Raw genomic sequence first — 23,338 nt, 5'->3', positions numbered from 1 at the left:
AATACGGGACAGGGATTAATCAATACGTAAACGTTATGCCAGCTCCCCAGCTCATATCGCTGTCGTAATGCGTAGATAGAGACAGGTACTTGGTAGCAATGTATCGGAATCCAGCCATATATTCTTTGTCGCTGTTTACCAGGAGGTTTATCCGAAGGCGACTGCTAATCGGAATATCTTCTCTTCCCAGTTGAACCCGGATGCGGCCATCTGTATCGATGCGGGCATCTGCACGAAACAACATGGGCAACAGGTATTGTACGCCAAAACAAACCGCAGCACGCTGGTCCTTGGTATTCGCCTGACCGAAAATATTTTTTTCCGGCTCTGATCCTTTTCTGTAGCGCCAGTCGAAACCAATATAGGGCATCAGGTACTGCCGCTTTCCAATGAATCTTCCCAGGTGTATTTCATTTTCAAATCCTTTTCGCTCATTTAAACCAAGTCTCCACTCGGTTTGCAGGAGCCATCGGGTATTGGCCAGCATGATTTCTCCATCAGACCCATTGGACTCAAGCCCGATTTGCGCCCCAAGGAAAAACCGGCGATCATCTCTATAAACTTTTTGCAGCGCTTTTTTTGCATCCGGAAGTTGTGGATTGGGTGGCGAATTTTCATAGGAAAATATCCTGCCCATCCCTGACATCATGTGGTATAAAATATGGCAATGAAAATACCAGTCGCCATATTCCTCTCCTGCATGAAATTCAATGGTATCCGTTTCCATCGGAAGGATATCTAACACCGTTTTAAGTGGAGCATGCTCTCCCTGGCCATTGATGACACGAAAAAAATGTCCGTGCAGGTGCATAGGGTGCCGCATCATGGAATTGTTGCGAAGTATGATCCTGATATTTTCCCCTTTGCGAATCAGGATTTTATCCGACTCGGAAATGGTTTTATTGTCCATGGTCCACACATATCGGTTCATGTTCCCCGTTAGTTCAAATTTCATTTCCCGAACCGGTCCGGCTGGCAGCACCGTATTGGAAGGAGCTTTCAGCATGGCATAATTCAGTGTTACCAGTTGTTGATTGCTGTCTGCGATTTCGGGGTACATAATAGTATTCATGTCCATCTGCTGCAAACTCATGTTCATGCCCATATCATGCATGCTGCCATCCGGATTGGTCATCTCGTTCATCATCTTCATGCCGGCGAAATAATGAAGTCTGCCTAATCCGCTGGCCGGGTGTGCAGTCCCCTTTCCAAGCCAGATACTGGTATGATTGGTCCGATCTTCTGAAGTAGCACGGAATTCATAGGACCCACTGTCTGGCAGTACTACTTTGAGGTCATAGGTTTCAGATACTCCCACAATAAGGCGATCTACTTCTACAGGCTCCACCGGCTGACCATCTGTGCCAACCACCCAGATTTTTCCTCCTGCGAATTGCAGCCAGAAATAGGTGGAGGAACTTCCATTGATGACACGTAACCGAATGGTATCTCCTTTTTGCAGATCACTTCTATAGTCAACCAGCTTGCCGTTGGTAGTAAGGAGATCATAATAAACATCACTCACATCCATGGCCAGCATGCGCTTCCATTCATTTTCCAGTTTGGTACCCAGGTGCTTTTCACGGATTGCTTCTGCATAGTTTTGAGTTGCTTTCTTTTTGATCGCATACCAATCCGTAGCAAAATGCAGGGAGCGCTCCACCTGGTGAGGATTTTCATTGGTCCAGTCGCTGAGCAATACCACCTGTTCCTTTTCAACCGGAGCATTCCTGGGATGAATGACAAAAGCTCCATACATGCCGGACTGCTCCTGTAACATCGTGTGGGAATGATACCAGTAAGTTCCCGATTGAACAATTGGAAAACGATACACATGAACTGTTCCTGCTTTAATCGGGGCTGTTGTCAAATAAGGAACTCCATCCTGTTCATTCGGAAGAATCAGCCCATGCCAATGGATGGAGGATTCCATATGCATTTCATTGTGCACATGAATTTCTGCTGTATCACCCTCTGTAAACTGCAGGGTGGGACCAGGAATACTTCCATTAATGGCAATCGCCCTGGCTTTTTTATTGGTATACTGCACCACCGTATCGGTCAGGTATAAATGAAGGATTACTTTATTTCCAATGGTAGTTCGGAAGGGTAATCGCTCCTTCAGGTGAGTTAATGCATGCTGAGCAGTAACCAACTGTACCAGGAATAGGGCAATAAACAGGAGGGAAGTTCGCATGATCGTTTATTGAATGGTATCAGTAATAGAGCCGCAGCTTAACATAGCCGATCCGTAATAGGGATTGCGGATTGTTTTTTCTGCACTAAGCCAGTATGTTTTTTTCATCGGGCAATAGTCCACATAAATAGGTGCAGTATCTGCCTGATTGGCTTTCACGAATTCAATCATGGCCTCAGATAAAGTGGCAAAAGCAACCCGCTGTTTATTAATGTCAGATGAGGATGCAATAGCTTTTGCATCTTTTTTCAACTTGGGAACCAAGTTCGCTGCATTTTTATATTGCGCAGTGTCCAGTGATTGCATCAGCTCATTGGCAGAAAGCATTGCATTTTTGGAATCACCGAGCACCAGAAATTCTTTGATGCTGTAGTATTTTGCCAGGACTCCATTTCTGTTGGATTGAGCAGTTGCACTGATGCAATACCCAAATAGCGCCAGGGATAATAGGAACTCTTTCATGGTAATAAGGTTTAAATTTTTTCTGCTTTGTATCCGGCTTTGGCAAGGGCTTCCACTACTTCACCGGTTTGAACTTGCTCCGCGTTTGGGATGGTCAGGACCTTTTGCGGATTTTGAAGATCCACTTCCCAGTTGTTTTCTCCCACGGTTTCATTTAAATAGGGAGTTACTTTTTCGATACAGCCACTGCATTTGATGGTGGTTTTAAATTGTAATGTTTCCATTGTTATTGATTTATAATTTTGAAAATTTTAAGCGTAAACTGTTGGCTACCACACTTACGGAACTGAGTGCCATAGCAGCTCCAGCAATCATGGGGTCTAACAGAAATCCATTGACAGGATATAATATGCCGGCAGCAAGAGGGATGCCGATGATATTGTAGATAAAAGCCCAGAAGAGGTTTTGCCGAATCGCCCGCACGGTTTTATGGGATAACTTCAAAGCTTTGGGAATGCTGTTCAGATCCGATCCGATCAGGGTCATTTTGGCAACATCCATGGCAATATCTGAACCCTTACCCATTGCAATGCTGAGATCTGCTTCCGCGAGGGCCTGGCTATCATTGATACCATCACCCACCATGGCAACGATCTTGCCTTTGGCTTTTAGTTGCTTTATAAATTCCGCTTTATCACCAGGCAGTTGTTCCGCCTCGAAATGTTTCAGGTTGAGTTGCTGCGCGATGGCTGCTGCCGTATGGCGATTATCGCCTGTCAGCATATACACTTCTACGCCCGATTTTTCCAATTGTGCGATGGCAGCAGCAGAGCCGGATTTGATCTTATCTGTGATGGCCACCAGTGCCACTACTGTTTTGTTTTCAGCCAGCAGGATTACTGTATGCGCTGCTGACTCTAATTCGTTTTTTCTTGATTGAATGACTGCCGGCAGCTTAATCCCTTCCTGTTCCAGGAAGCGTTGATTACCCAGCGTATACTGTTTTCCGTTATAGCCAGCTTTTATACCCATACCGGTGATGCTTTCTACCGAATCGGCTTCCACTGCTTTTATTCCTTCTGCATTCAGAAACCGTACCACCGCATCTGCCAGTGGGTGTTCAGACCGGGATTCGATAGCCGAAAGAATGGCTTTAATGCTTGCGGGGTCATATCCGGCTGCAACCTCAATTGCTTCTACGGTGGGATGACCTTCCGTGATGGTTCCGGTTTTATCCAGCACCATAGCATTTACCAGGTGGGCCCGCTCCAGGCTTTCTGCATCTTTGATGAGGATATTATTTTCGGCACCCTTGCCTACGCCTACCATAATGGCAGTGGGTGTGGCGAGTCCTAATGCACAGGGACAGGCAATTACCAAAACAGTAATCGCGGTAAGCAAACCGTGAGTAAACGCATTTTCTCCTCCCAACACCATCCAGCTGATAAAGGTGAGGATGGAAATACCTATCACGATGGGAACAAAAATACCTGCGATTTTATCTACGAGTCGCTGTACCGGGGCCTTGGATCCCTGGGCTTCTTTTACCAATCGTATAATTTGCGCCAGCACGGTATCGGAACCAACTTTTTCAGCGATAAACTGAAAGGATCCTTTCTGGTTGATTGTGCCTGCGAATACTTTTTCACCTGCTTGTTTGAGCACCGGTACAGGTTCTCCACTGATCATACTTTCATCCACATAGGAGCTGCCATTTTTAACCGATCCATCCACCGGGATCTTTTCTCCGGGTTTAACAAGGAGCAACTGGCCAGCCAGGACAGCTTGGATGGGGGTCAATTCCAGGCTTCCATCTTCCAATACCCGGGTGACGGTCTGGGGTTGTAATCCCATCAATTTTTTCAATGCGGAAGAGGTATTGGATTTGGCTTTTTCTTCCAGCAGTTTCCCAAGAGAAATAAAGGCGATCACAACTGCAGCGGCTTCAAAGTACACATGTGCATGCAGTCCGCGTGCGTGCCAGAATTCAGGATACAGCGTATTGAAGGTGCTGAACAGCCAGGCAACGCCTGTACTCAATGCAACCAGTGTATCCATGGAAGCCTTGCCATTGCGCGCCTGTTTAAATGCATTGATAAAGAAGTTACGTCCGAAGTAAAAGACAACCGGTGTTGCCAGTACCAGCATGATCCAGTTGGCGTAGGGCATATCAATGAAGAACATGCCGATGATCACCAGGGGGATGGAAAACACACCGGCCCAGATAGTGCGCTGGCGAATGGCAGCATATTGTTTTTGCTGCGCGAGTTCCTGGACCTCCTCTGCATTTTCTTTTTCGATTACCAGATCATATCCAATGGAGCGAACGGTTTGCTGAAACTTTTCCGGATTGGTAAGGGCGGGGTTATAACTCACCCAGGCCGACTGGTTGGCGAAATTCACCCCTGCATCTGCTACGCCATTCACCGATTTCAACATGGATTCGACACTAACCGCACAGGCGGCGCAGGTCATTTCCAGTACCGGGTAAGTTTCTTTTATGAGTTGAGTAGCCATCTTGCTGAACTTTGATTTGATAACTCAAAGGTCCGCATTGCGATTGGGCTGGTTGTTACAGAATCTTCGCTGTCTGTTATATAATTATTGTCCCACTTTATCGAGTGGCTTTCTTTTATTCTCCCGAATCTGTTTGAAATGAGTGGGTGTGAGTCCGGTTATTTTTTTGAATTGCTGCGAAAGGTGTTGCACACTGCTATAGCCCAGTTTAAATGCAATTTCATTGAGTGTTAGTTCATCATAGAGCAATAATTCCTTCGCTCTTTCAATGCGCTGGGCAATTACATATTTTTCAATGGTAGTGCCTTCAATAGAGGAAAAAAGAGAAGAAAGATAGGAGTAATCGTGCTGCAGGGCTTCTGATAATATAACAGACAATTTGGTATTGAGTTCCACCTCTTCATTCCCATGAATCAGTTGCAGCACCAGCGTTTTGATTTTTGAAACAAGCGCTGATTTTTTATCATCCAGCAATTCAAAGCCTAGCTTTTCCAGTCGATCTCTCAATTGCGATAATTCTGTTGCAGATGGTTCTTTTGCGAGCTCCACTTCTCCGAGCTGAACCTGCCGATAGGGTAGCTGCAGTTGATCGAGTTCCTGCCTCACCACCAGGATGCAGCGATCGCAGACCATATTTTTGATAAATAACTGCATGTTGAATGTTGCAAAACTAAATCATTGTATTTTAGGATTATGCTAAAGATTGATGCACATCATCACATATGGGACTATGACCCGGTACAACATGCCTGGATTGATGACTCCATGGCTGTGATTCAACGAAGTTTTACGCCTGCTGATATGGAACCCTTGTTGCAGGAAGCCGGCATAGATGGAACAGTCCTGGTGCAGGTAAATCAGAACCTGCGGGAAAATATGGTGTTCACTGCCGCGGCCGAAGCAAATCCCTTTATCAAGGGTGTTGTGGGATGGGTGGATTTACTGGCTGCCGATCTGGAAGACCAGTTGGATGAGTTGAGAGACTTGTCCAAGCTGAAAGGATTCCGCCATATTGCCCAGGCCGAGCCTGCAGATTACTTATCGCGTTCGGAAGTAATCAGAGGCATTCGGCAATTGGGCAGGTATGGCTTTACCTATGATATCCTGATCAAACCACACCAGATGGAAGCGGCTGTTGAGCTGGTGAAAACCTGTCCGGCTCAGCCCTTTGTGCTGGATCATATCGCGAAGCCCTATATCAAGGCTGGAGAAATTGATGCCTGGCGCAGGGACATGTATAAGCTGGGCGCGATGGATAACTGCTACTGCAAAATCTCCGGCATTATTACAGAAGCCGACTGGCATAGCTGGACCGCAGAACAGATTCGTCCGTATCTGGATGTGGCGCTGGAGGCATTCGGGTCGCGGCGCCTGATGTTTGGCAGCGACTGGCCGGTATGTCTTGTAGCAGGATCCTATCGCCAGGTCGTAAATCTTGCTGCTGATTATGTACAGAATTTGAGTGTACAGGAACAACAGGATTTCTGGGGTGGCAATGCCATCCGGTTTTATGGACTATAATCGCGGATCAATAATTCCTTTATTTTATTGGATAAGAAATGTGCAAAAGGTGGGTCGACATCCGAAAGGATGATGACATGGTATCCTGATTGCAGGTAGATATTGAGTTCGGTACAAACTTTTTCGAAGCCACCACTATGTCCGACCACCTGTTCTTTACCAATTTGAGCATGTTCGGAACCTAAGCCGTACTCGTCGTTGAAGGTGTAGGTTAATAATTCTGTGTTGCTGTTTTTGCTGAGCAGTTTTTGAGTGCGCAAGGCGGTTGCGAATTTATTGAGATCTTCTACAGTAGACACACCTCCGCCGGAACCATTTTGCACATTGGTATGGTTCATTTGAGCGGGATTAAAAATTGCCTGCCTAAGATATTCTTCATAGGGTTGTTTGGTGATCGTGCTTATCAATATGCCCAGCCAGGCAAATCCATTATTGCTATACTGCCATTGAGTGCCTGGTGTAAATTTTAGCTGGTCGGCTTCAAGAACAGGAAGGAAATCAACATCTGTTTTCAGCATGGATTTCAGCTGGTGATATTCCGGCTGTTCAAAAAAATCACCCAAACCACTGCTATGGGTGAGCAGTTGATGGATAGTAATGGGGCGGATTGCCGGATTTATAATGAAGGGCAGGTGTTTGGAGAGACTATCTTCCAGCGAAAGTTTACCCTGGTCGCGTAATTGGAGAATAACAGTGGCAGCAAAAATTTTGCTTAGGGAAGCGAGTCCATAAGCTGTGGTGTTGCCGATCTTTTTATGATAGAAGGTTTCTTCTCCCTTTGTGATCAGGATTTCTCCTGAAAAGGGTTGCAGTTTTTGACTGAGATAATTATCGAGTTGTACCTGAAACTCTTCTTTTGTCAGCTTGCCTTTTTGTATCAGTTCGGTACTGAAGCGATGCGGTTGCAAGGTTCTGTCTTTGAATGCTCCATTGGAGTTGGTATAGATCCTGATTTTCCACCAGGCATCAAATTGATTGTCTTTAACGAGCAGCTGAATGCTGCTGTCGGAAAGGGATTGCGAATGCACAGGTTGTACCGGGCCAACCATCCTGCAACCATTTTTGAAGCCCTGGATTTTTCGGGCCTGCGTGGCAGCGTCCAAATTGGTGTTGGCCATCCATTGCCTGAATTGCAGGGTATCGGTTGTATTATGAGCCGTTATATAAGCCTGCCCAAGTTTTTCCAGGGGATGATTTTTACTTGATGATTGTGCAATACAGCTGTTGATTACAAAGTAGCTAAGCGTCAGAGCCAGGATCTTTTTCATGATAAGTTGTAAGTATGATAAAAATTACTGGCTGGTATGACTACAATCATTCGGATCGGGTTACGCGGCAAGTTATCATGCCATAAAAAAATCGTAACTTTTTATTTCACAAAATCAGCGGTATGAAAAAGAAAACAACGAATTGTTTACAGTATGCCATCTGGATTGATTTACAAAAAGCAGTGATTGCCTGTAAAGATGAAGAGGGAAAAGTAAGTACGGAATCAGTCCTGTCTGAAATTGATACCCGGGTTCGGTTTGAAGGAGAAGGTTCCAACAAGAACCGGTTGTTTGGGGCTACCTTGAACCAGGAGAAACATGCACAGAATAAATTGCAGCAGCAGCGCAAAGCGTTTCTGAAATCGGTAGTGGGAAAAATGAGTAAAGTGGAGTCTGTGATCATATTAGGGCCGGCGGATACCAAATATGAGTTGCACAAGGAGATGGAAAAGAAGAAATCGTTTTCCAGTGTTCCGGTGCAGGTGAAATCAGCGGATAAGATGAAGATACATGAGATAAAAGCAGTATTAAATCCCGCTCCTCCTCCCCGTTCCATTGCCCGAATGCCAAGAACAAAGTAAGTCTTTTGATATAGGTACAATGCGTACCATTTCATCCTTAACAGCCTGGTAGCCGAAATCGTAACAGATAAAAAACGGTGCCGGGCTGTTTGTATGTTGTACTTCGGTGTGATACTGAAACTGAAAACCTTTGTATAGTAGAACTGCAGCAGGGAAGGTTGTTTGTTCGTCGGCCATTTCAAAAAGCTCTGCGAGGATATTCCTGTTTTTCCGAAGTACATAATTGATGGTTTTGATCAGGTGCGCGGTGTTGTGATCCTGTTGATTATGGTAGGCATTTCTGCAACTGGTGTCGCAGAATTTTTTATCGGATCTGCCGCGAAGAGGATCCTTACACCAAAGGCAATAGCGGGTTGGTTCTGTAAAGGCCATAATTTTTTTCAACAAAATAGTCCGGCTCGTTTTGCACCACAAGCGTTTAATAACGGTTTTCTTTTGTTTTAATCACTTACCATTCTTTTACAGGTTCCTTTTCTATTCATATTTACACTGTTAACGGCGCCGCAAATTTTTATTTGAATAACCAGGCGGATGAAAGTCTGCATAAACAAAGAGTCATGAGTGAAAAGAACAATCGTGTATTCCTGATCGGTCATTTGGGTGCTGATCCGGAGATGAAGGAAACGACTACAGGCAAGAAAGTTGCACATATGAAATTGGCAACCAATGATACGTATCAGACGAGTCAGGGGGAAAAAGTTACTGAAACGCAGTGGCATAACCTGGTTGCCTGGGGCAAGCTGGCGGATAAAGCAGAGCAGGAGCTGCAGAAAGGATCAGAAGTATCCATTGAGGGGAAGATTTCCTATCGCAGTTATGTGGATAAGGAGGGACTGAAGCGTTATGTTACAGAGATAACAGTGCTGGAACTAAGTCTGATTCGCCAGGCGAAAAAGGCAGAGGTCTGATTGGTGGTGATGCTATGTCTGGATTGGTGAGCTATTCAGACATAGTATCTTATCAGTAGATTTACAGCGATGATAACGAGGGATCTGACAAACCGGCCATTGGACCTGGCCTTGCGGTTTATATTACATACAAACCGATCTGTATTTCTAACGGGACGGGCAGGCACAGGAAAGACAAGTTTTCTGAAGACCATCCGGGAACAATGTACCAAAAAGATGGCCGTGGTTGCGCCAACCGGTGTTGCTGCCATAAATGCTGGAGGAGTAACTATGCATACTTTTTTCCAGCTGCCATTGGGTGCCTATGTTCCGGCGGGTCCGATTCCCGATACAGGCGAACAGCTATTTAATAACAGGGCAAGTTTGTTGCGGAATCTTCGGATTTCACAGTCAAAGAAGGAATTATTCCAGGAGCTGGAATTACTGGTGATTGATGAAGTGAGTATGGTTCGTTCTGATTTGCTGGATGCAGTGGATGCGGTCTTACGGTTTATTCGCAAAAAACCACAGCAGGCATTTGGTGGGCTGCAGGTTTTGTTTATCGGTGATCTCTGGCAGTTGCCACCAGTGGTTTCAGATAAGGAATGGGTTCATTTAAAAGAACATTACAGCAGTCCGTTTTTCTTTGATGCCCAGGTTATAAAAGAGACTAATCCTTTTCTGATTGAGTTGAAGAAGATTTATCGTCAGACAGACCAGGAGTTTATTGAATTGCTGAATAAGATTCGAAACAACCAGCTTGATCAGATTGGATGGCATGCCCTTCATGTGCATTATCAGCCAGGGTTTCAACCAGAGCCTGGCAAGTATTATATAACACTGAGCACCCATAACAGTCGGGCTGATGCCATTAACCAACAGGAACTCAGCAGGCTGAAAGGTGAAGTATTTCGGTACGAGGCAGAGATCACGGGTGATTTTGGAGAGAAAGCATATCCGGCGGAAGAAGTATTGGAATTGAAGCTGGGTGCGCAGGTTATGTTCATTAAAAATGACAAGGGTGAATTCCGCCGCTTTTACAATGGCAAAATTGGGGTGATTGAATCATTGGAGGAAGAGCAGATCGAAGTGCGCTTCCCTGAGGAGGACTATTCCATCATTCTTGAAAAGGAGACCTGGAGAAATATCCGCTATAAACTGGATAAGGCGAAAGATAAAATAGATGAAGAGGAATTAGGGACCTTCTCTCAATATCCTATAAGGCTGGCCTGGGCGATTACGATTCATAAAAGTCAGGGACTGACATTTGACAGGGCCATTGTAGATGCGGGGGCGGCGTTTGCACCCGGACAGGTATATGTTGCGCTCAGCCGGTTAACCGGGCTGGAGGGACTGGTATTAAAGACTCGTATTCCAATGGCAGCGATCCAGACAGATGAACGAGTGGTTACTTACACCAGGGTTGAATTTCCAGAAGATGAGTTGGAGCAGGCATTGAAAGAAGCTGAAGCTGCTTATGTGAACGACTACTTTTTGCGCTGCTTTAAATTGGAAGGATTGGAAGCATTAACCGATGACTGGTTTTCGGAGATTGAAAAGAAAAACAGTGTATCCAAATACAAAATGCTGGAAGCCTATCAGCAACTGAATGGAAAATTGCAGGTGGTGCAACAGGTTGCGAATAAAACAGCGCATCACTTTTCTCTTCAGTTTGAAAAGGGAGCCGCAATGGATCGTGTTTATTTATTGCAGCGTACAAAAGATGCAGTTCATTATTTCAATGGCTTGTTTGACGAACTGCAAAGCCTGGTCGATGCGCATGCAACCGAGATGAAAAAAGAACCCCGACTTACCAAATACCAGCGGGAGCTCAGGAACCTGGGAGAAGCGCTTCGGGTTAGGCATCAAAAATTGAAACAGTCGGTGGAAATTGCTGCCGCCTTGGAGCAGGGTCTGGCTACTCCTGCCATCAGTGAGCTGATTCAACAATTGAATCAACATAAACCGGAAGCTGAGGAAACCATGGTTCCAACGAACCAGCTTGCTGATGAGGGCCCGAAAGGTTCTTCTAAAACAGCAAGTAAAAAAAGCACCACTCCCGGTCAGAAGAAGGAAACAGGCAGTTCGTACCGCGAAAGTATTTCACTCTGTAAGGAGGGTAAGTCAATAACAGAAATCGCGGCGGAACGACAACTTGCTTATTCTACAATAGAAGGGCACCTGGTAAAGGGAATCCAGGAGGGCGAGTTGGAGCCGGATTTCCTGGTAAAAGAGGAGGTAAGGTCCCTGGTTCAGGCAGGCAGGGAAGCGCTTGGTTCAACCCAGTTAGGTCCACTTAAGGAATACCTGGGGGAGGCAATTTCCTATACCGAAATCAAGGCGGCCCTGGCATATGAGAGAAGGGAGGAAAGGAAGATGGAGGAAGGGAAGAAAGGGGGAATGTAAGATAGGACATAGGAAGATGGGTATGGAAGAGGAGGCAAGGGAGACGGGAGACAGAGGAGACGGGAGGCAGGGAAGATGGAGGAATGGAAGATGGGTAAAGGAGGAAGAGGGGAAGGGAAGAAGGACAAAAGGAAAATGGGGGAATGGAAGAAAGGTTATAGAAGATGGAGGAAGAGAACGACGGGGAAAAATAATTTTTGGAGAGTTGTACTAAATCGTATATTTGCGATATACTTTGACTATGAAAGGAGGCCGTATGGCCTTTTTCTTTCCCTCGATTAATCGTATAAAAACGATAAAATATGGCGATCAATAAAAAAGAAGCGTTTTCACAGGAAGAACAGGCACTGGCTACCATGGCTAAAGCACTTGCCCACCCCGCCCGAATTGCCATTTTAAAAGAACTGGCAAAACGCAATGAATGTATTTGCGGAGAACTGGTAGATGTGCTGCCGCTGGCACAAAGCACTGTTTCTCAACATCTCCGGGAACTAAAGGAGGCCGGACTGATCGCGGGAACCATCGACGGACCGAAGAGTTGCTACTGTATTAATGAATCCGCTTTTAGAAAAGCCATTGATTCCTTCTCTTCCTTTTTTAAAGAAATCGAAACCCGCCAGAAAGCGGCCGGCTGCTGCAGTTAGTGCTGCATCGATGTACCCTTCAGCATACAATTAAGCGTATTTATCAAAATTTAAAACATACATCATATGCAAACAGATAACGATTTAAAATCCCTGGTTCGCGAACGCTATAGCGCTATCGCAGAACAAAGCGCCACGCAAAATGCAAGCTCCTGCTGCGGTGCTACCAGCTCCTGCTGTGGAGACGAAGTCTATTCCATCATGGCAGATGACTACTCTCAATTAAAAGGTTATGTACCCGATGCCGACCTGGGACTGGGATGCGGTCTGCCTACTGCTTTTGCGCAAATCAAGGAGGGAGATACAGTGATCGACCTGGGAAGTGGTGCAGGTAATGATTGTTTTGTTGCACGCTCCATTGTTGGAGAAAAGGGCAAAGTGATCGGTATCGATTTCACTGAAAAAATGATTGAAAAGGCCCGCGTCAATGCTGATAAGCTTGGATATAACAATGTTGAATTCCGCCAGGGCGATATTGAAAAAATGCCGGTTGCAGGCAACACCGCCGATGTAGTTGTCAGCAATTGCGTGTTGAATCTTGTGCCCAATAAACCTGCAGTCTTCAAAGAAATCTTTCGGGTATTGAAACCAGGAGCCCATTTTTCGATCTCTGATATTGTACTCGAAGGTCAGCTTCCGGAAAAATGGAAAGCAGTTGCTGAGCTCTACTCTGGTTGTGTGAGTGGGGCCATCCAGCAATCTGACTACCTGAATCATATCCAGGGAGCAGGTTTCAGCAAGATCACCATTCAAAAAGAAAAGCTGATCACCATTCCGGAAGAGATTCTGAAAAACTATCTGAGTGAGAAAGAAATAATAGAATACAAGAGCGGAAATGTCGCCATTAAAAGTATTACGGTTTATGCAGAAAAACCTGCCGCCTGTTGTGAACCAGGCAGTGGTTGTTGTTAATCTCATCGCGCAAAACCTTAATGGGAAACATGAATCAGGATATTAAAATCAACAAGGCTGAGCCGGAAGCGTATGCAACTGTGGTCGCATTATTGAGAGCTGCCGGATTGCCAACTGAAGATCTTAAAAGAGACCTGGAACATTTCTGGATCGCGGATGCAACAGGTACTGCAATTGGTGTAATTGGCATGGATCTGTATGCTCCTTATGGATTACTTCGCTCTATGACAGTTTTACCGGAATACAGAAATAAGGGAATTGCAAGTCGCCTGGTGGATCAGGTAGAGCTGCTGGCAAAAAAGCTTGACCTGTCTGAGCTCTACCTGATTACCAATACTGCCGAATCCTATTTCAGTAAAAAAGGCTTTCAACTAATTACGAAAGCCGATTTACCGGCTTCCGTAGCCAGCTCAGAAGAGATGAATGGTTTATGTCCCGCAAGTGCTGTGATTATGCGAAAAACAATTACCCAATAATCAAAATGGAAAAAAAGAAACTGCTTTTTGTTTGTGTCGAAAATGCCAATCGAAGCCAGATGAGTCAGGCCTTCGCCAACATTCTTGGAGGAGATAAAGTGGAAGCGTACAGTGCCGGCAGTCGACCCAGCGGAGTGGTAAATCCAAAAGCCATCGCCGCCATGAAGGAACTTGGCTATGATCTTACCACACATGATTCGAAGTCGCTCCAGGAAGTTGAACAATTTGCACCCTTTGATGTAGTTGTTACTATGGGATGCGGTGATGCCTGTCCCTGGATGCCTGCCAAAGAATTCATCGACTGGCAGATTCCCGACCCCAAACATATGGAGCCGGCAGAATTCAATACTGTTCGTGATTATATTCGCGACCAGGTGAAAGCCCTCCTGACGAAGCTTGCCGTAGCTTAACTGAAAACGAAACAAATGATGACACATATGAATGAACTGGTCATTGACCAGGCTGTATCCTATAATACCTACCGGAAAACATTAAATGACCTTGTTGAAGCTGGAAAAACCACTGGTCCCAACCAGGAAGAATGGCTGGTAGATTACACCCGATTGAATGTGCAGCGAATGAATCGCTGGGATAAAACCTGGACGGTTCCGGAAGAATTGGAACAACAACTCCTGGCAATAGAAACCCCTATGATCTGGCTTACCATTACAGAAGGCTGGTGTGGAGATGCGGCACAGGTGGTACCCATCATTGAAAAGTTGGCTGCTGTAAATCCATTAATTCAACACCGGCTTATTCTTCGGGATGAGAATCTGGAGATCATGGACCAGTTCCTGACGAATGGAACCCGCTCCATTCCAAAAATCATATTGATGAAGGAAGATGACCTGAGTGTTATTGGTTCATGGGGACCCAGACCGAGTTCCGCACAAAAGCTGCTCGAAGAGTTAAAAGAAAACAGAGAACTTCCCAAAGAAGAACTCTACAATCAGCTCCACGCCTGGTATGCAAAGAATAAGGGTATGGAGGTTGCACTGGAATTTATGGAAGAGGTGAGACGTGAGATGTGAGACGTCAGACCTGAAACAGAAGCAGTGAAAGTTCACGAGGCAATGGTGTAAACCAGCCAGCTCATGACATATGCCAATGCTGTCATATATGCCAGCTGAATCATCGGCCATTTCCAGGAACGTGTTTCACGCTTTACAATAGCCAGGGTGCTCATACACTGCATCGCTAATAAATAAAACACCATCAGGGATAATCCGGTGGCCAGACTGTAAACAGGACTACCATCGGATTTTTTTTCCTGCTGCATTTTTTCCCTTAGGAGCAAGCCGCTTTCATCATCAGAATCACCTACGCTATAGAGGGTTGCCATCGTTCCTACAAACACTTCACGTGCTGCAAAAGAAGTGATCAGCGCAATGCCGATTTTCCAATCATAGCCCAAAGGCTCAATCGCCGGTTCAATTGCTTTACCCAGGATCCCCGCATATGAATTAGCTAGTTTGGCAGATGCTTCAGCTTTTTCCAGTTCTTCCAAAGCTTCCGGTTGTGCCGCTTTCTTAGCAGCAAATTCTGTTTCCACTTGTGCCATGCGATCTCCAGGACCATAGGAACTCATCGCCCATAAAAGCAGGCTGATCACCATGATTACTTTACCGGCCTCGAATACGAAAATCTGGGCCTTCTGTATCATTGTGGTGAAAATATTTTTCCATCGTGGTGCGCGGTACATGGGCAGTTCCAGGATGAAAAAACTTTTATCCTTATTCTGAATAAACCATTTTGCAATCCAGGAAATCGCCATCGCCAATACGATTCCCAGCAGATAAAGGCCCATCATTACCAGGCCCTGCAAACTCACAATACCTCCAATCATTTTTTGCGGAATCACCAAAGCAATCAGGATGGTATAAACAGGCAATCGGGCGCTGCAACTCATCAGGGGTGTTACCAGGATAGTAAGCAATCGCTCTTTCTTATTTTCAATATTGCGGGCACTCATGATGGCCGGTACTGCACAGGCAAAGGCACTGATCATCGGCATCACCGATTTTCCATTCAGTCCCACTTTTCGCATGAGTTTATCGGTTAGAAAGCTGATCCGCGCCATATAACCGGTGTCTTCCAGTACAGTAATCAAACCAAACAGGATCATGATCTGAGGTACAAATATTACGATACCCCCGAGCCCTGCAACAATTCCATTGATCAGCAAATCACTCCACCAGGTTGCTGGCAATACTTCACCGAGCCAGGAGCCCAGTGCACCAAAGCTGGTTTCAATCGCATCCATCGGGTATTGGGCAATGAGGAAAACACTTTGAAACAGCAGGAACAACACGCCCAGCAGGATCAGGTAACCCCAAACCCGGTGTAAGAGAATTGAATCCAGTTTATCTGTGAGAATGGTTTTGTGTAAGGGATCAGGTTCTGCAACTGTTTGGCCCATGATTGTTTTGATCCGGGCATATCGCTGCAGGATTTCTTCAGCCTGGGTTTTGGTTGGATTGAACGCATGATTCTTTTCCGCACCTTCTATTTTTTCCTGTAATCCGGCACCCAATTCAAAACTTTCATGATTGATTAGGTAATGTATAGCCTTGTAATCACTGAGTCCGGGTACCAGTTGCTTCACTTCGGAAACTGCCCCGGCAGCCAGTTCATGATTGGCAATAAAATCAAAGGCAGGTGCTTTGTACTGACCCTTTGCGGTGGCGGCCATTACTTTTTTAAGTTGAGGAATGCCTTTTGATTTGCGGGGGTTTACAGCTACCACCGGAACCCCGAGTTCCCGCTCCAGTCCTTCAAGATCCACCTCAATGCCTTTGCTTCGGGCGAGGTCCATCATGGTCAGGGCTACAATTACCGGAATCTTCAGGTCGATGATCTGGGAAACAAACAGCAGGTTTCTTTTGAGGTTGCTGGCATCGGCCAACAGAATCAGCATATCCAGTTTCACCTCCTTGTCCTGGCCCATCAGTACCTGGTAGGTTACCCATTCATCACCCCGTTTTGGATAGAGGCTGTAGGTGCCGGGAAGGTCGATCAGGGTTGCTTTTTGCTGCTCTCCCAAATCACAGATACCGGTTTTTTTATCAACCGTTACGCCAGGAAAATTCCCCACCTTCTGGTTCAAGCCCGTCAATGCATTAAAAAGAGAACTCTTTCCACTGTTCGGGTTGCCTACTAATCCAATTTGAATCATGCCGTCAGATCTGTTAAGTGTGCAAAAATACCGATCCGCACACCATTCCGCTTACGAATTCGGGAAAGGTCAGGGATATTTGCAGTATGAATCTGCTACAATGTTCTCTTTTGCTCACCAGTAACTTCAGTGATGACCCCTTGTTTCGGTATAGTTTCCAGGGTACCGACCAGCAACGGCACCGGGGGATAGAAGCCTATTTCAATGCGGCACTGGATTACTGCCTCACGGAAGGGGAAATCATCCTGGCTCCGGGCAACGCAGGGGTGCTCGCCTGGATTCCCGGAACCGTATTTCCTCCCCATATTGATCCTTTTAAAATGACCGGGCAACCAGCGTATGTGCTGGAAGCATGGGAAAGATTCAATACGCATGAGCAGACGCCGGAAGCCCTGATCTCAGGGCTTGCAAAGAATTTTGCCTATATCTGGCTGCTGGCAGTGGATTTCAGTGTCAGAGGCAGGGGCTATGGAAAATGGCTGCTGGATAGCTCTGCTGAACAGGCCCGGGAAGCGGGTTTGCAGGAATTATGGCTGAGCATTGAAAATGAAAAAAGCCTGGGCTTTTATGAAAAAGCAGGGTTTACCGTAGCGGCTTCTGCTGAAGCGGCATCCGGACTCACCACTTATGTGCTCACTAAATCGCTTGGTTAACTACCAGCCGGCCATCAATAAATATGGGTAAAACATTGGCGCCATCTGCAGCCAGGCAATAACGGATGTCTTTTTCCAATCCGTAACCTGTCAGGCGATGGTAATGCGATGCGTCCTTCTTCTTCATGAATTCATAAAGATCCTCCCGTGCTTCCTGGTAGAGGGTAGCCGCCATTTGTGAAGAATCGCAGTTAATTTCAAAATGCTCCCGAATGCGGTCAATCACAGCTCCGGCAAACAGGGTGTCTTCCAGGTTGAAACGATCTTTCCAGGCTGCACAGCCCAGGATCACATTTCTTTTTTCAGCTACCAGGTAGTCGCAAACTGCTGAGAGGTTGGGAAAAGAACCAGTAATCACGGTAGGTGCACCATTGTTTAATGCCATATGCAACAACTTGGTTCCATTGGTGGTGGTCAGCACCAGTGTCTTGTTCTCCACAAAACTGCGGGGGTATTCAAAAGGAGAATTGCCATAGGCAAGTCCGGGTGCCACTTTTCCATCCCGCTCTCCGGCAGTGATGGCGCCTATTTGTCCGCCCAGTTCAATACAACGCTGCACAGAATCCACCGGAATCACGGAGCTTGCGCCATTATACAGGGCGGTTGCGATGGTAGAGGTAGCCCTCAACACATCAATAATTACAACAATACTTTCGCGAACATCATAGAGATGCAACAGGGCGGGGGACAGGGATGTAAAGAGGCTGGGACGATTGTTCATGGGCTGCAAAGATAAGGGGGGCTCACAAAAATTGCCGCCATCTCTCTGATTCAGCCGTTTGTTTAATATATAAGTTTCTGGCTTCCATCATTTTTACCATGTACCGGTAAAGATAAAACCGGTCTACCAGCCGGCCAATCACCCCATACGGAACTTCGTAGTTGAGCAGGTCGATCATGATGGTGCCATTTTCAATTTTCATAAAATGATGGGCGTGTTCAAAGGACTTGAAATCCCCTTCCACCATTTCATCAATAAAATGCACAGGCGTTTGAAGTACAGTAATCCGGGATTTATGAAAGCGTGTTTTGCCGAGGTGTTTGCCTTTCCAGGTGACTGTTTCCCCCAATTGTATCAGGCCATTGGTGGTGCCTGCAATGGCTTCCTCAGCACTGTCGGTCATGGATTTTTTGTGCAGGTCGATGCTGCGAGAAAGATCAAATACCCTTTCAATCGGCGCCTGGATAAAACTGGTCAGGTGAATGGTTGGCATGTTTACTTCGAAAGCTGTTTTCTTCTTTCCATCAATTCTCTCCAGGTAGTCAGGATGATACCATTGTCCCGGATGTATTTTTTTACCTCGGGCGATAACATTCCAAGAAGATCTGCTTTCCGCCTGGGACCGCTGTCACTGATCTGTTCAAACACTTCAGTTGGCTGCGTACAATGCATGATCATCATGGTGAGTCCGGGTTTGCATTCTTCCAGCGCCTGGATATATTGTCTGGTTGCATAAGCAGCCAGGGTCTTATCCGATTTCAGGGCTTCCTTCGGAATTTTCCAGCCATAACTTTTATTATGGAGATCGTCCAGCACCGGCAGACCGGCATTCCAGAGCATAGCGCCCAACTGATCTGTCTCCGCTTTTCGCTGGGCCAGCGATGGATCATCTTCTATAAGATTGGTGTTATGGCCACCTGGAACCATAACCGGGATGCGCTCCCGGATTCCGGCCTGTACGTATTGCATGGTAAATCCTGGATGCGCAAAAAGTGTACCCATATGGCTGTCGAGGTGGGTTGGTTCCCAGCCCATTTGCCTGGCGCGACGAATCTGCGCACTGATTTCCATACCCACTTCTTCGGGTTTGGCATGTTGAACCACTTCCGGAACAGAGGCATACATAGCTCCACTGGTGGTGTCAACCAATCCGGGTACAGAGGGATAACCACTGAGCGGTCCCCATTTATATTGTTTCCATTCGGAGGTAAGGGTCAGGTGTAAGCCGGCATCGATTTTCGGATTTTCCTTCAGCCAATTCATAAACTGTGGAACCCAGGGGCAGGGCATCATGACGCTGACAGAGCTGGCAACTCCTTCTGTGAGTGCGCGCATGGCACCCAGGTTGGCATCATAACTCATGCCTGCATCATCTACATGCAGGATAACTACTTTGGATCCTTTTGGAAAACCTAATCGTTCCGCAAAGGTTGGTTGGGTGCTTTGGCCTTGTGCTGTTAAGCCAAGAGCAAGCAATACGATCCATCCGAAGCTTCTCATAGCGGTTGTTTGAGCCATGAATGTAGGAAAATCGGTGCAGCTTTATTCAGTGGTCTTTGCAGCTGTATCCTGGCTGGCTCTTTCCAGGAACAGGGTTTGAGTAGGATAGGCAAAATCAATTCCCTCTTTTTCAAACGCTTCAAAAATAGCCTGGTAAATTTCCTGCTGTGCATTCATGAAGGCAAGATAATCAGGTGTTTCAATGAAATAGACAGTTTCGAAATTGATACTGAAATCGCCAAAAGCAGACAGATGCGAACGGTCAAAAGCTGCGATCGATTGAGCCTTGATAGCCTTTTCTATGATGCCCGGAATCTGTTTCAGTTTTTCTGCAGGAGTCTGATAGGTAACACCAATGGTAAACGCAATCCGCCTTCTTTCCATGCGTTTGAAATTATGCAGGGCCGTATTGGTTAGTTTGGTGTTCGACATAATCACCTGCTCACCAGTGATACTACGAATGCGGGTAGTTTTTATTCCAATATATTCAACGGTTCCAATCTTTCCGTCCGCATTTACAAAATCACCGATCTCGAATGGTTTGTCAAAGAAGATCACAAAATAACTGAAGAGGTCACCCAGAATGGTTTGTGCCGCCAGGGCGATGGCGATACCACCAATACCCATACCTGCTATAATAGTGGCAACATCATAACCAAGGTTGTCTAATAACAATACAATACCAAGAAACCATACGATTGCTTTCAGCACGATCATCACTCCCCGGAGTTGGCGGATACGCTCGGGAGTTTCATGCCTTCTTTCCATGAAACCTTTCAGCATGGCACCAAGAATATGGTTCACCAGCCGTACAGCATAATACAGCGTAATAACGGTAATCGCTACCCGAAATATATTGGCCAGTCTTGGATGCAGGTTGAGATGGGTAATGATATTATAATTGACAAAAAGGTAGATATAGGGAATTACAAATTTCTCTACCCCTTCAATAACCATATCATCATACTGGTTATCGGTAGATGAAACCAGTTGCTGTAGTTTTTTTACTGCGTATTTTTTGACTAACCGAACAATAATCCAGGCAACCAATATTCCTGCTGCTGCTATCAGATAAGCCAAATAAGTATTTCCCCAAAATGTTTGATTCAAGTATTCTCTCATGAATAAAAATTTAGTGAATAATAAGGCAGGCGGATGGGTGTGGGAGCAGCAAAGCTACAAAAAAAGGCCGCAACGCGGGTAAGCGGCGGCCTTTCTAATGAGATCTTAACAATCAGCTAAAGGGAAGTTTGGTCACTTTCGCCTTCAGTTTTTTATCGCGAACAAGAATATAAATTTCCGAATCCGGTTGTGCATGACCGATAGTAACATAACCTAATCCAATTGCCTTTTGCAAACTGGGCGACTGTGTTCCACTGGTTACTTTTCCGATGATATTTCCTTCCGCATCTGCAATCTGGTAATCATGACGCGGAATGCCTTTATCAATCATTTCAAAGCCGACCAGTTTACGCTGAATGCCGGCTGCTTTCTGCTCTTCAAGAATATTCCGGGCTGTAAAATCTTTCGAAAATTTAGTAATCCATCCCAGTCCGGCTTCCAGTGGTGACGTGCTGTCGTCAATATCATTACCATACAAACAGTAACCCATTTCAAGTCTTAAGGTATCCCTTGCACCCAGGCCAATTGGTTTGATACCGGCTGCTTTACCTGCTTCGAAAATGGCATCCCAGATTTTATCTGCAGCACCGTCTTTGTCTTCAAAGTAGATTTCAACACCACCTGACCCGGTATAACCGGTTGCGCTGATCAGCACGTTATCTACTCCCGCAAATGGCCCTTTTACAAAGGTGTAATATTTCAGATTCAGGATATCCATCTCCGTTAGTGGCTGCAGAATTTTGGTTGCATTCGGACCCTGGATAGCCAGCAAACAGGTTTTGTCAGAGATATTATGCATCTCAACTCCACCGGTATTAAACCGACTGATCCATTCCCAGTCTTTTTCAATATTACTGGCATTCACCACCAGCATATACACCTGGTTTTCTTCAACACAGTAAATAATCAGGTCATCCACAATACCGCCGGTTTCATTGGTCAGGGCACTGTATTGCGCTTTTCCTTTGGTGAGCTTGGAAATATCGTTAGTAGTAACACGCTGGATCAAATCCACGGCGCCGGCTCCTTTCAGGATGAATTCGCCCATATGGCTTACATCAAACACACCGGCATTGGTTCTTACGGCTGCATGTTCATCATTGATTCCGGTATAGGAAATGGGCATATTGTATCCGGCGAAGGGCGCCATTTTGGCTCCAAGGGCCTGATGTTTGGCGGTAAAGGGAGTATTTTTCATTGGCTAGCTGATAGTGTGGCGCAAAAGTACCGGGAAACTGTCTCATATGAAAATACCATTAAAATAATCTGTTTAAAATGTTAATAATCATTGTTTTATGATTTTAATTAACTGCTTGAGGCCCGATTACCGGGCATTATGGGGTACCTTTGCACCATGCCTGCATTACAAAAAATCAGTATAGTTGGCAGTGGAAGTTGGGCTACAGCCCTGGTAAAGATTTTCTCAGAAAGCGGCGTGCAGGTGACCTGGTTATTAAGGTCATCCGCCCATGTGGATCATATTTTGATGCACCGGAGTCCGCAACATTATCTGAATTACCTATCGCTTAATCTCGATACGATTCATCCGGTGGCCGACATTGCCACAGCAGTGAATGCCGCTGACCATATTTTATTTGCCGTACCCTCCGCCTATTTGGAATCAACGCTTTCAGACTGGGAAGAAATTTTACCTCCCGGTAAGCGATTGCTGGTATCTATTAAAGGTGTGGTGCCAGGAACAGGTGAGATTCCCTCTGTTTTTCTGGCAAGAAAACTGGGTACCAATGCCAGGGATTGTATTGTACTTGGAGGACCCTGCCATGCGGAAGAAATCGCCATGGGCAGAAAAACCTATCTCACCGTATCAGGTCATGATACAACTGCCGTGCAGGAGGTTGCTGCCGCGATTACTTCTCCCTACCTGAAAGTGATCCAAAACCAGGATCCGATGGGTGTTGAGTTGGCCGCCATCATGAAAAATGTTGTCGGTATTGCTGCAGGGATCGTGCGGGGGATGAATTTCGGTGATAATTTTTTGGCAGTGGTGATCAGCAATGCCCTGAGAGAAACCAGGACATTGGTAGACACCCTGCATCCGGCCCCAAGAGATTTAAATGATTCTGCCTATTTCGGCGATCTGCTTGTTACTGCCTATTCAGGCTTTAGCCGGAACGGGGCATTTGGCCAGTTGATTGGTCGTGGTTATTCTGTGCATATGGCACAAACGCACATGCAGATGGTGGCGGAAGGTTATCCTGCCGCACGCGGACTTTATACGTTAGCAAATGCAGCCAAACTCCAGTTACCGCTCTTATCTGCGGTGTACCGGATATTATATAAACAGTCTTCTCCGTTTAATGAGATGAGACTGCTTGAACATTATTTAAGATAAAAT

General features: G+C 45.9%; 24 protein-coding genes. 12 read left to right on the top strand and 12 right to left on the bottom strand.

Going from position 1 to position 23,338, the window contains the following annotated elements; all coding sequences use genetic code 11:
* Positions 1-19 precede the first annotated feature (19 nt).
* The 5 genes from L0U88_RS12075 to L0U88_RS12055 all read right to left on the bottom strand — a co-directional run bounded on the left by L0U88_RS12075 (position 20) and on the right by L0U88_RS12055 (position 5,770).
* On the bottom strand, positions 20-2,197 hold the full coding sequence (locus L0U88_RS12075) for a multicopper oxidase domain-containing protein (protein WP_234866317.1): 2,178 nt from the start codon (positions 2,195-2,197) through the stop codon (positions 20-22).
* Positions 2,198-2,203: 6 nt separating this feature from the next.
* Positions 2,204-2,659 (bottom strand): DUF3347 domain-containing protein, encoded by a 456-nt coding sequence (locus tag L0U88_RS12070; RefSeq protein ID WP_234866316.1) that lies wholly within the window; start codon positions 2,657-2,659, stop codon positions 2,204-2,206.
* Positions 2,660-2,670: 11 nt separating this feature from the next.
* Positions 2,671-2,883 (bottom strand): heavy-metal-associated domain-containing protein, encoded by a 213-nt coding sequence (locus tag L0U88_RS12065; protein WP_234866315.1) that lies wholly within the window; start codon positions 2,881-2,883, stop codon positions 2,671-2,673.
* A gap of 10 nt (positions 2,884-2,893) precedes the next feature.
* Positions 2,894-5,116, bottom strand: a complete 2,223-nt coding sequence (locus L0U88_RS12060; protein WP_234866314.1) for a heavy metal translocating P-type ATPase — start codon at positions 5,114-5,116, stop codon at positions 2,894-2,896.
* Positions 5,117-5,200: 84 nt separating this feature from the next.
* Positions 5,201-5,770, bottom strand: a complete 570-nt coding sequence (locus L0U88_RS12055; protein ID WP_234866313.1) for a helix-turn-helix domain-containing protein — start codon at positions 5,768-5,770, stop codon at positions 5,201-5,203.
* 39 nt (positions 5,771-5,809) lie between these two features.
* Between L0U88_RS12055 and L0U88_RS12050 the strand changes: the two genes are divergently transcribed.
* On the top strand, positions 5,810-6,637 hold the full coding sequence (locus L0U88_RS12050; RefSeq protein WP_234866312.1) for an amidohydrolase family protein: 828 nt from the start codon (positions 5,810-5,812) through the stop codon (positions 6,635-6,637).
* Here L0U88_RS12050 and L0U88_RS12045 read toward each other — a convergent pair.
* Positions 6,625-7,905 (bottom strand): serine hydrolase domain-containing protein, encoded by a 1,281-nt coding sequence (locus L0U88_RS12045; protein WP_234866311.1) that lies wholly within the window; start codon positions 7,903-7,905, stop codon positions 6,625-6,627. The two genes, L0U88_RS12050 and L0U88_RS12045, sit on opposite strands and share 13 nt — an antisense overlap.
* Before the next feature lie 122 nt (positions 7,906-8,027).
* Between L0U88_RS12045 and L0U88_RS12040 the strand changes: the two genes are divergently transcribed.
* The 9 genes from L0U88_RS12040 to L0U88_RS11990 all read left to right on the top strand — a co-directional run bounded on the left by L0U88_RS12040 (position 8,028) and on the right by L0U88_RS11990 (position 14,842).
* On the top strand, positions 8,028-8,486 hold the full coding sequence (locus L0U88_RS12040) for a hypothetical protein (protein ID WP_234866310.1): 459 nt from the start codon (positions 8,028-8,030) through the stop codon (positions 8,484-8,486).
* Between the two features lie 557 nt (positions 8,487-9,043).
* Positions 9,044-9,394, top strand: coding sequence for a single-stranded DNA-binding protein (locus L0U88_RS12035; protein ID WP_234866309.1), 351 nt, complete (start codon positions 9,044-9,046; stop codon positions 9,392-9,394).
* A 69-nt stretch (positions 9,395-9,463) separates the two neighbouring features.
* Entirely contained in the window at positions 9,464-11,779 is a 2,316-nt protein-coding gene (locus L0U88_RS20995; RefSeq protein WP_289623311.1) for a helix-turn-helix domain-containing protein, read from the top strand.
* Complete coding sequence (locus tag L0U88_RS12015) at positions 11,727-11,993, top strand: hypothetical protein (RefSeq protein ID WP_234866935.1); 267 nt, start codon at positions 11,727-11,729, stop codon at positions 11,991-11,993. The genes L0U88_RS20995 and L0U88_RS12015 overlap by 53 nt, the downstream gene beginning before the upstream one ends.
* An 88-nt stretch (positions 11,994-12,081) precedes the next feature.
* Positions 12,082-12,423: an ArsR/SmtB family transcription factor gene (locus L0U88_RS12010; protein WP_234866308.1), complete on the top strand. Its 342-nt coding sequence runs from the start codon at positions 12,082-12,084 to the stop codon at positions 12,421-12,423.
* Positions 12,424-12,489: 66 nt separating this feature from the next.
* A complete protein-coding gene (locus tag L0U88_RS12005) occupies positions 12,490-13,335 on the top strand; it encodes an arsenite methyltransferase (RefSeq protein WP_234866307.1) in 846 nt (281 codons plus the stop codon).
* A gap of 29 nt (positions 13,336-13,364) precedes the next feature.
* A complete protein-coding gene (gene arsN2 / locus L0U88_RS12000; protein WP_234866306.1) occupies positions 13,365-13,811 on the top strand; it encodes an arsenic resistance N-acetyltransferase ArsN2 in 447 nt (148 codons plus the stop codon).
* Positions 13,812-13,816: 5 nt separating this feature from the next.
* Entirely contained in the window at positions 13,817-14,221 is a 405-nt protein-coding gene (locus tag L0U88_RS11995) for an arsenate reductase ArsC (protein ID WP_234866305.1), read from the top strand.
* A gap of 15 nt (positions 14,222-14,236) precedes the next feature.
* Positions 14,237-14,842: a thioredoxin family protein gene (locus L0U88_RS11990; RefSeq protein WP_234866304.1), complete on the top strand. Its 606-nt coding sequence runs from the start codon at positions 14,237-14,239 to the stop codon at positions 14,840-14,842.
* A gap of 32 nt (positions 14,843-14,874) precedes the next feature.
* Here L0U88_RS11990 and feoB read toward each other — a convergent pair whose 3' ends face one another.
* The gene (gene feoB / locus L0U88_RS11985) at positions 14,875-16,986 is read right to left on the bottom strand and encodes a ferrous iron transport protein B (RefSeq protein WP_234866303.1); all 2,112 of its coding nucleotides are present in this window, start codon (positions 16,984-16,986) and stop codon (positions 14,875-14,877) included.
* An 86-nt stretch (positions 16,987-17,072) separates the two neighbouring features.
* On the opposite strand from feoB, the gene L0U88_RS11980 reads away from it, so the two are divergent.
* Positions 17,073-17,639, top strand: a complete 567-nt coding sequence (locus tag L0U88_RS11980) for a GNAT family N-acetyltransferase (RefSeq protein ID WP_234866302.1) — start codon at positions 17,073-17,075, stop codon at positions 17,637-17,639.
* Here the strand turns inward: L0U88_RS11980 and L0U88_RS11975 are convergent.
* From L0U88_RS11975 to gcvT, 5 genes are all read right to left on the bottom strand, one after another.
* A complete protein-coding gene (locus tag L0U88_RS11975) occupies positions 17,623-18,360 on the bottom strand; it encodes a 2-phosphosulfolactate phosphatase (protein WP_234866301.1) in 738 nt (245 codons plus the stop codon). The genes L0U88_RS11980 and L0U88_RS11975 overlap by 17 nt on opposite strands.
* Positions 18,361-18,382: 22 nt before the next feature.
* A complete protein-coding gene (locus L0U88_RS11970; protein WP_234866300.1) occupies positions 18,383-18,853 on the bottom strand; it encodes an SRPBCC family protein in 471 nt (156 codons plus the stop codon).
* A 2-nt stretch (positions 18,854-18,855) separates the two neighbouring features.
* Positions 18,856-19,860: a polysaccharide deacetylase family protein gene (locus L0U88_RS11965; protein ID WP_234866299.1), complete on the bottom strand. Its 1,005-nt coding sequence runs from the start codon at positions 19,858-19,860 to the stop codon at positions 18,856-18,858.
* 42 nt (positions 19,861-19,902) lie between these two features.
* Positions 19,903-20,982 carry a mechanosensitive ion channel family protein gene (locus L0U88_RS11960; RefSeq protein ID WP_234866298.1) on the bottom strand — a complete coding sequence of 360 codons (1,080 nt, stop codon included), beginning with the start codon at positions 20,980-20,982 and terminating at the stop codon, positions 19,903-19,905.
* A gap of 112 nt (positions 20,983-21,094) precedes the next feature.
* Positions 21,095-22,180 carry a glycine cleavage system aminomethyltransferase GcvT gene (gene gcvT / locus L0U88_RS11955; protein WP_234866297.1) on the bottom strand — a complete coding sequence of 362 codons (1,086 nt, stop codon included), beginning with the start codon at positions 22,178-22,180 and terminating at the stop codon, positions 21,095-21,097.
* Positions 22,181-22,336: 156 nt separating this feature from the next.
* Between gcvT and L0U88_RS11950 the strand changes: the two genes are divergently transcribed.
* Positions 22,337-23,335, top strand: coding sequence for an NAD(P)H-dependent glycerol-3-phosphate dehydrogenase (locus tag L0U88_RS11950; RefSeq protein ID WP_234866296.1), 999 nt, complete (start codon positions 22,337-22,339; stop codon positions 23,333-23,335).
* Positions 23,336-23,338: the final 3 nt, after the last annotated feature.

It is taken from the genome of Flavihumibacter fluminis (assembly GCF_021491375.1).
GTDB lineage: Bacteria > Bacteroidota > Bacteroidia > Chitinophagales > Chitinophagaceae > Flavihumibacter > Flavihumibacter fluminis.
This window is presented reverse-complemented; position numbering and strand designations above follow the sequence as displayed.

Coding starts and splice junctions, on each gene's coding strand:
- L0U88_RS12055 (WP_234866313.1), bottom strand. CDS start 5,770: ATGCAGTTATTTATCAAAAATATGGTCTGCGATCGCTGCATCCTGGTG.
- L0U88_RS11980 (WP_234866302.1), top strand. CDS start 17,073: ATGAATCTGCTACAATGTTCTCTTTTGCTCACCAGTAACTTCAGTGAT.
- gcvT (WP_234866297.1), bottom strand. CDS start 22,180: ATGAAAAATACTCCCTTTACCGCCAAACATCAGGCCCTTGGAGCCAAA.
- arsN2 (WP_234866306.1), top strand. CDS start 13,365: ATGAATCAGGATATTAAAATCAACAAGGCTGAGCCGGAAGCGTATGCA.
- L0U88_RS12060 (WP_234866314.1), bottom strand. CDS start 5,116: ATGGCTACTCAACTCATAAAAGAAACTTACCCGGTACTGGAAATGACC.
- L0U88_RS12015 (WP_234866935.1), top strand. CDS start 11,727: ATGAGAGAAGGGAGGAAAGGAAGATGGAGGAAGGGAAGAAAGGGGGAA.
- L0U88_RS12045 (WP_234866311.1), bottom strand. CDS start 7,905: ATGAAAAAGATCCTGGCTCTGACGCTTAGCTACTTTGTAATCAACAGC.
- L0U88_RS12010 (WP_234866308.1), top strand. CDS start 12,082: ATGGCGATCAATAAAAAAGAAGCGTTTTCACAGGAAGAACAGGCACTG.
- L0U88_RS12070 (WP_234866316.1), bottom strand. CDS start 2,659: ATGAAAGAGTTCCTATTATCCCTGGCGCTATTTGGGTATTGCATCAGT.
- L0U88_RS11960 (WP_234866298.1), bottom strand. CDS start 20,982: ATGAGAGAATACTTGAATCAAACATTTTGGGGAAATACTTATTTGGCT.
- L0U88_RS12005 (WP_234866307.1), top strand. CDS start 12,490: ATGCAAACAGATAACGATTTAAAATCCCTGGTTCGCGAACGCTATAGC.
- L0U88_RS12050 (WP_234866312.1), top strand. CDS start 5,810: ATGCTAAAGATTGATGCACATCATCACATATGGGACTATGACCCGGTA.
- L0U88_RS11965 (WP_234866299.1), bottom strand. CDS start 19,860: ATGAGAAGCTTCGGATGGATCGTATTGCTTGCTCTTGGCTTAACAGCA.
- L0U88_RS12075 (WP_234866317.1), bottom strand. CDS start 2,197: ATGCGAACTTCCCTCCTGTTTATTGCCCTATTCCTGGTACAGTTGGTT.
- L0U88_RS12065 (WP_234866315.1), bottom strand. CDS start 2,883: ATGGAAACATTACAATTTAAAACCACCATCAAATGCAGTGGCTGTATC.
- L0U88_RS11970 (WP_234866300.1), bottom strand. CDS start 18,853: ATGCCAACCATTCACCTGACCAGTTTTATCCAGGCGCCGATTGAAAGG.
- feoB (WP_234866303.1), bottom strand. CDS start 16,986: ATGATTCAAATTGGATTAGTAGGCAACCCGAACAGTGGAAAGAGTTCT.
- L0U88_RS11990 (WP_234866304.1), top strand. CDS start 14,237: ATGATGACACATATGAATGAACTGGTCATTGACCAGGCTGTATCCTAT.
- L0U88_RS11995 (WP_234866305.1), top strand. CDS start 13,817: ATGGAAAAAAAGAAACTGCTTTTTGTTTGTGTCGAAAATGCCAATCGA.
- L0U88_RS11950 (WP_234866296.1), top strand. CDS start 22,337: ATGCCTGCATTACAAAAAATCAGTATAGTTGGCAGTGGAAGTTGGGCT.
- L0U88_RS20995 (WP_289623311.1), top strand. CDS start 9,464: ATGATAACGAGGGATCTGACAAACCGGCCATTGGACCTGGCCTTGCGG.
- L0U88_RS12040 (WP_234866310.1), top strand. CDS start 8,028: ATGAAAAAGAAAACAACGAATTGTTTACAGTATGCCATCTGGATTGAT.
- L0U88_RS11975 (WP_234866301.1), bottom strand. CDS start 18,360: ATGAACAATCGTCCCAGCCTCTTTACATCCCTGTCCCCCGCCCTGTTG.
- L0U88_RS12035 (WP_234866309.1), top strand. CDS start 9,044: ATGAGTGAAAAGAACAATCGTGTATTCCTGATCGGTCATTTGGGTGCT.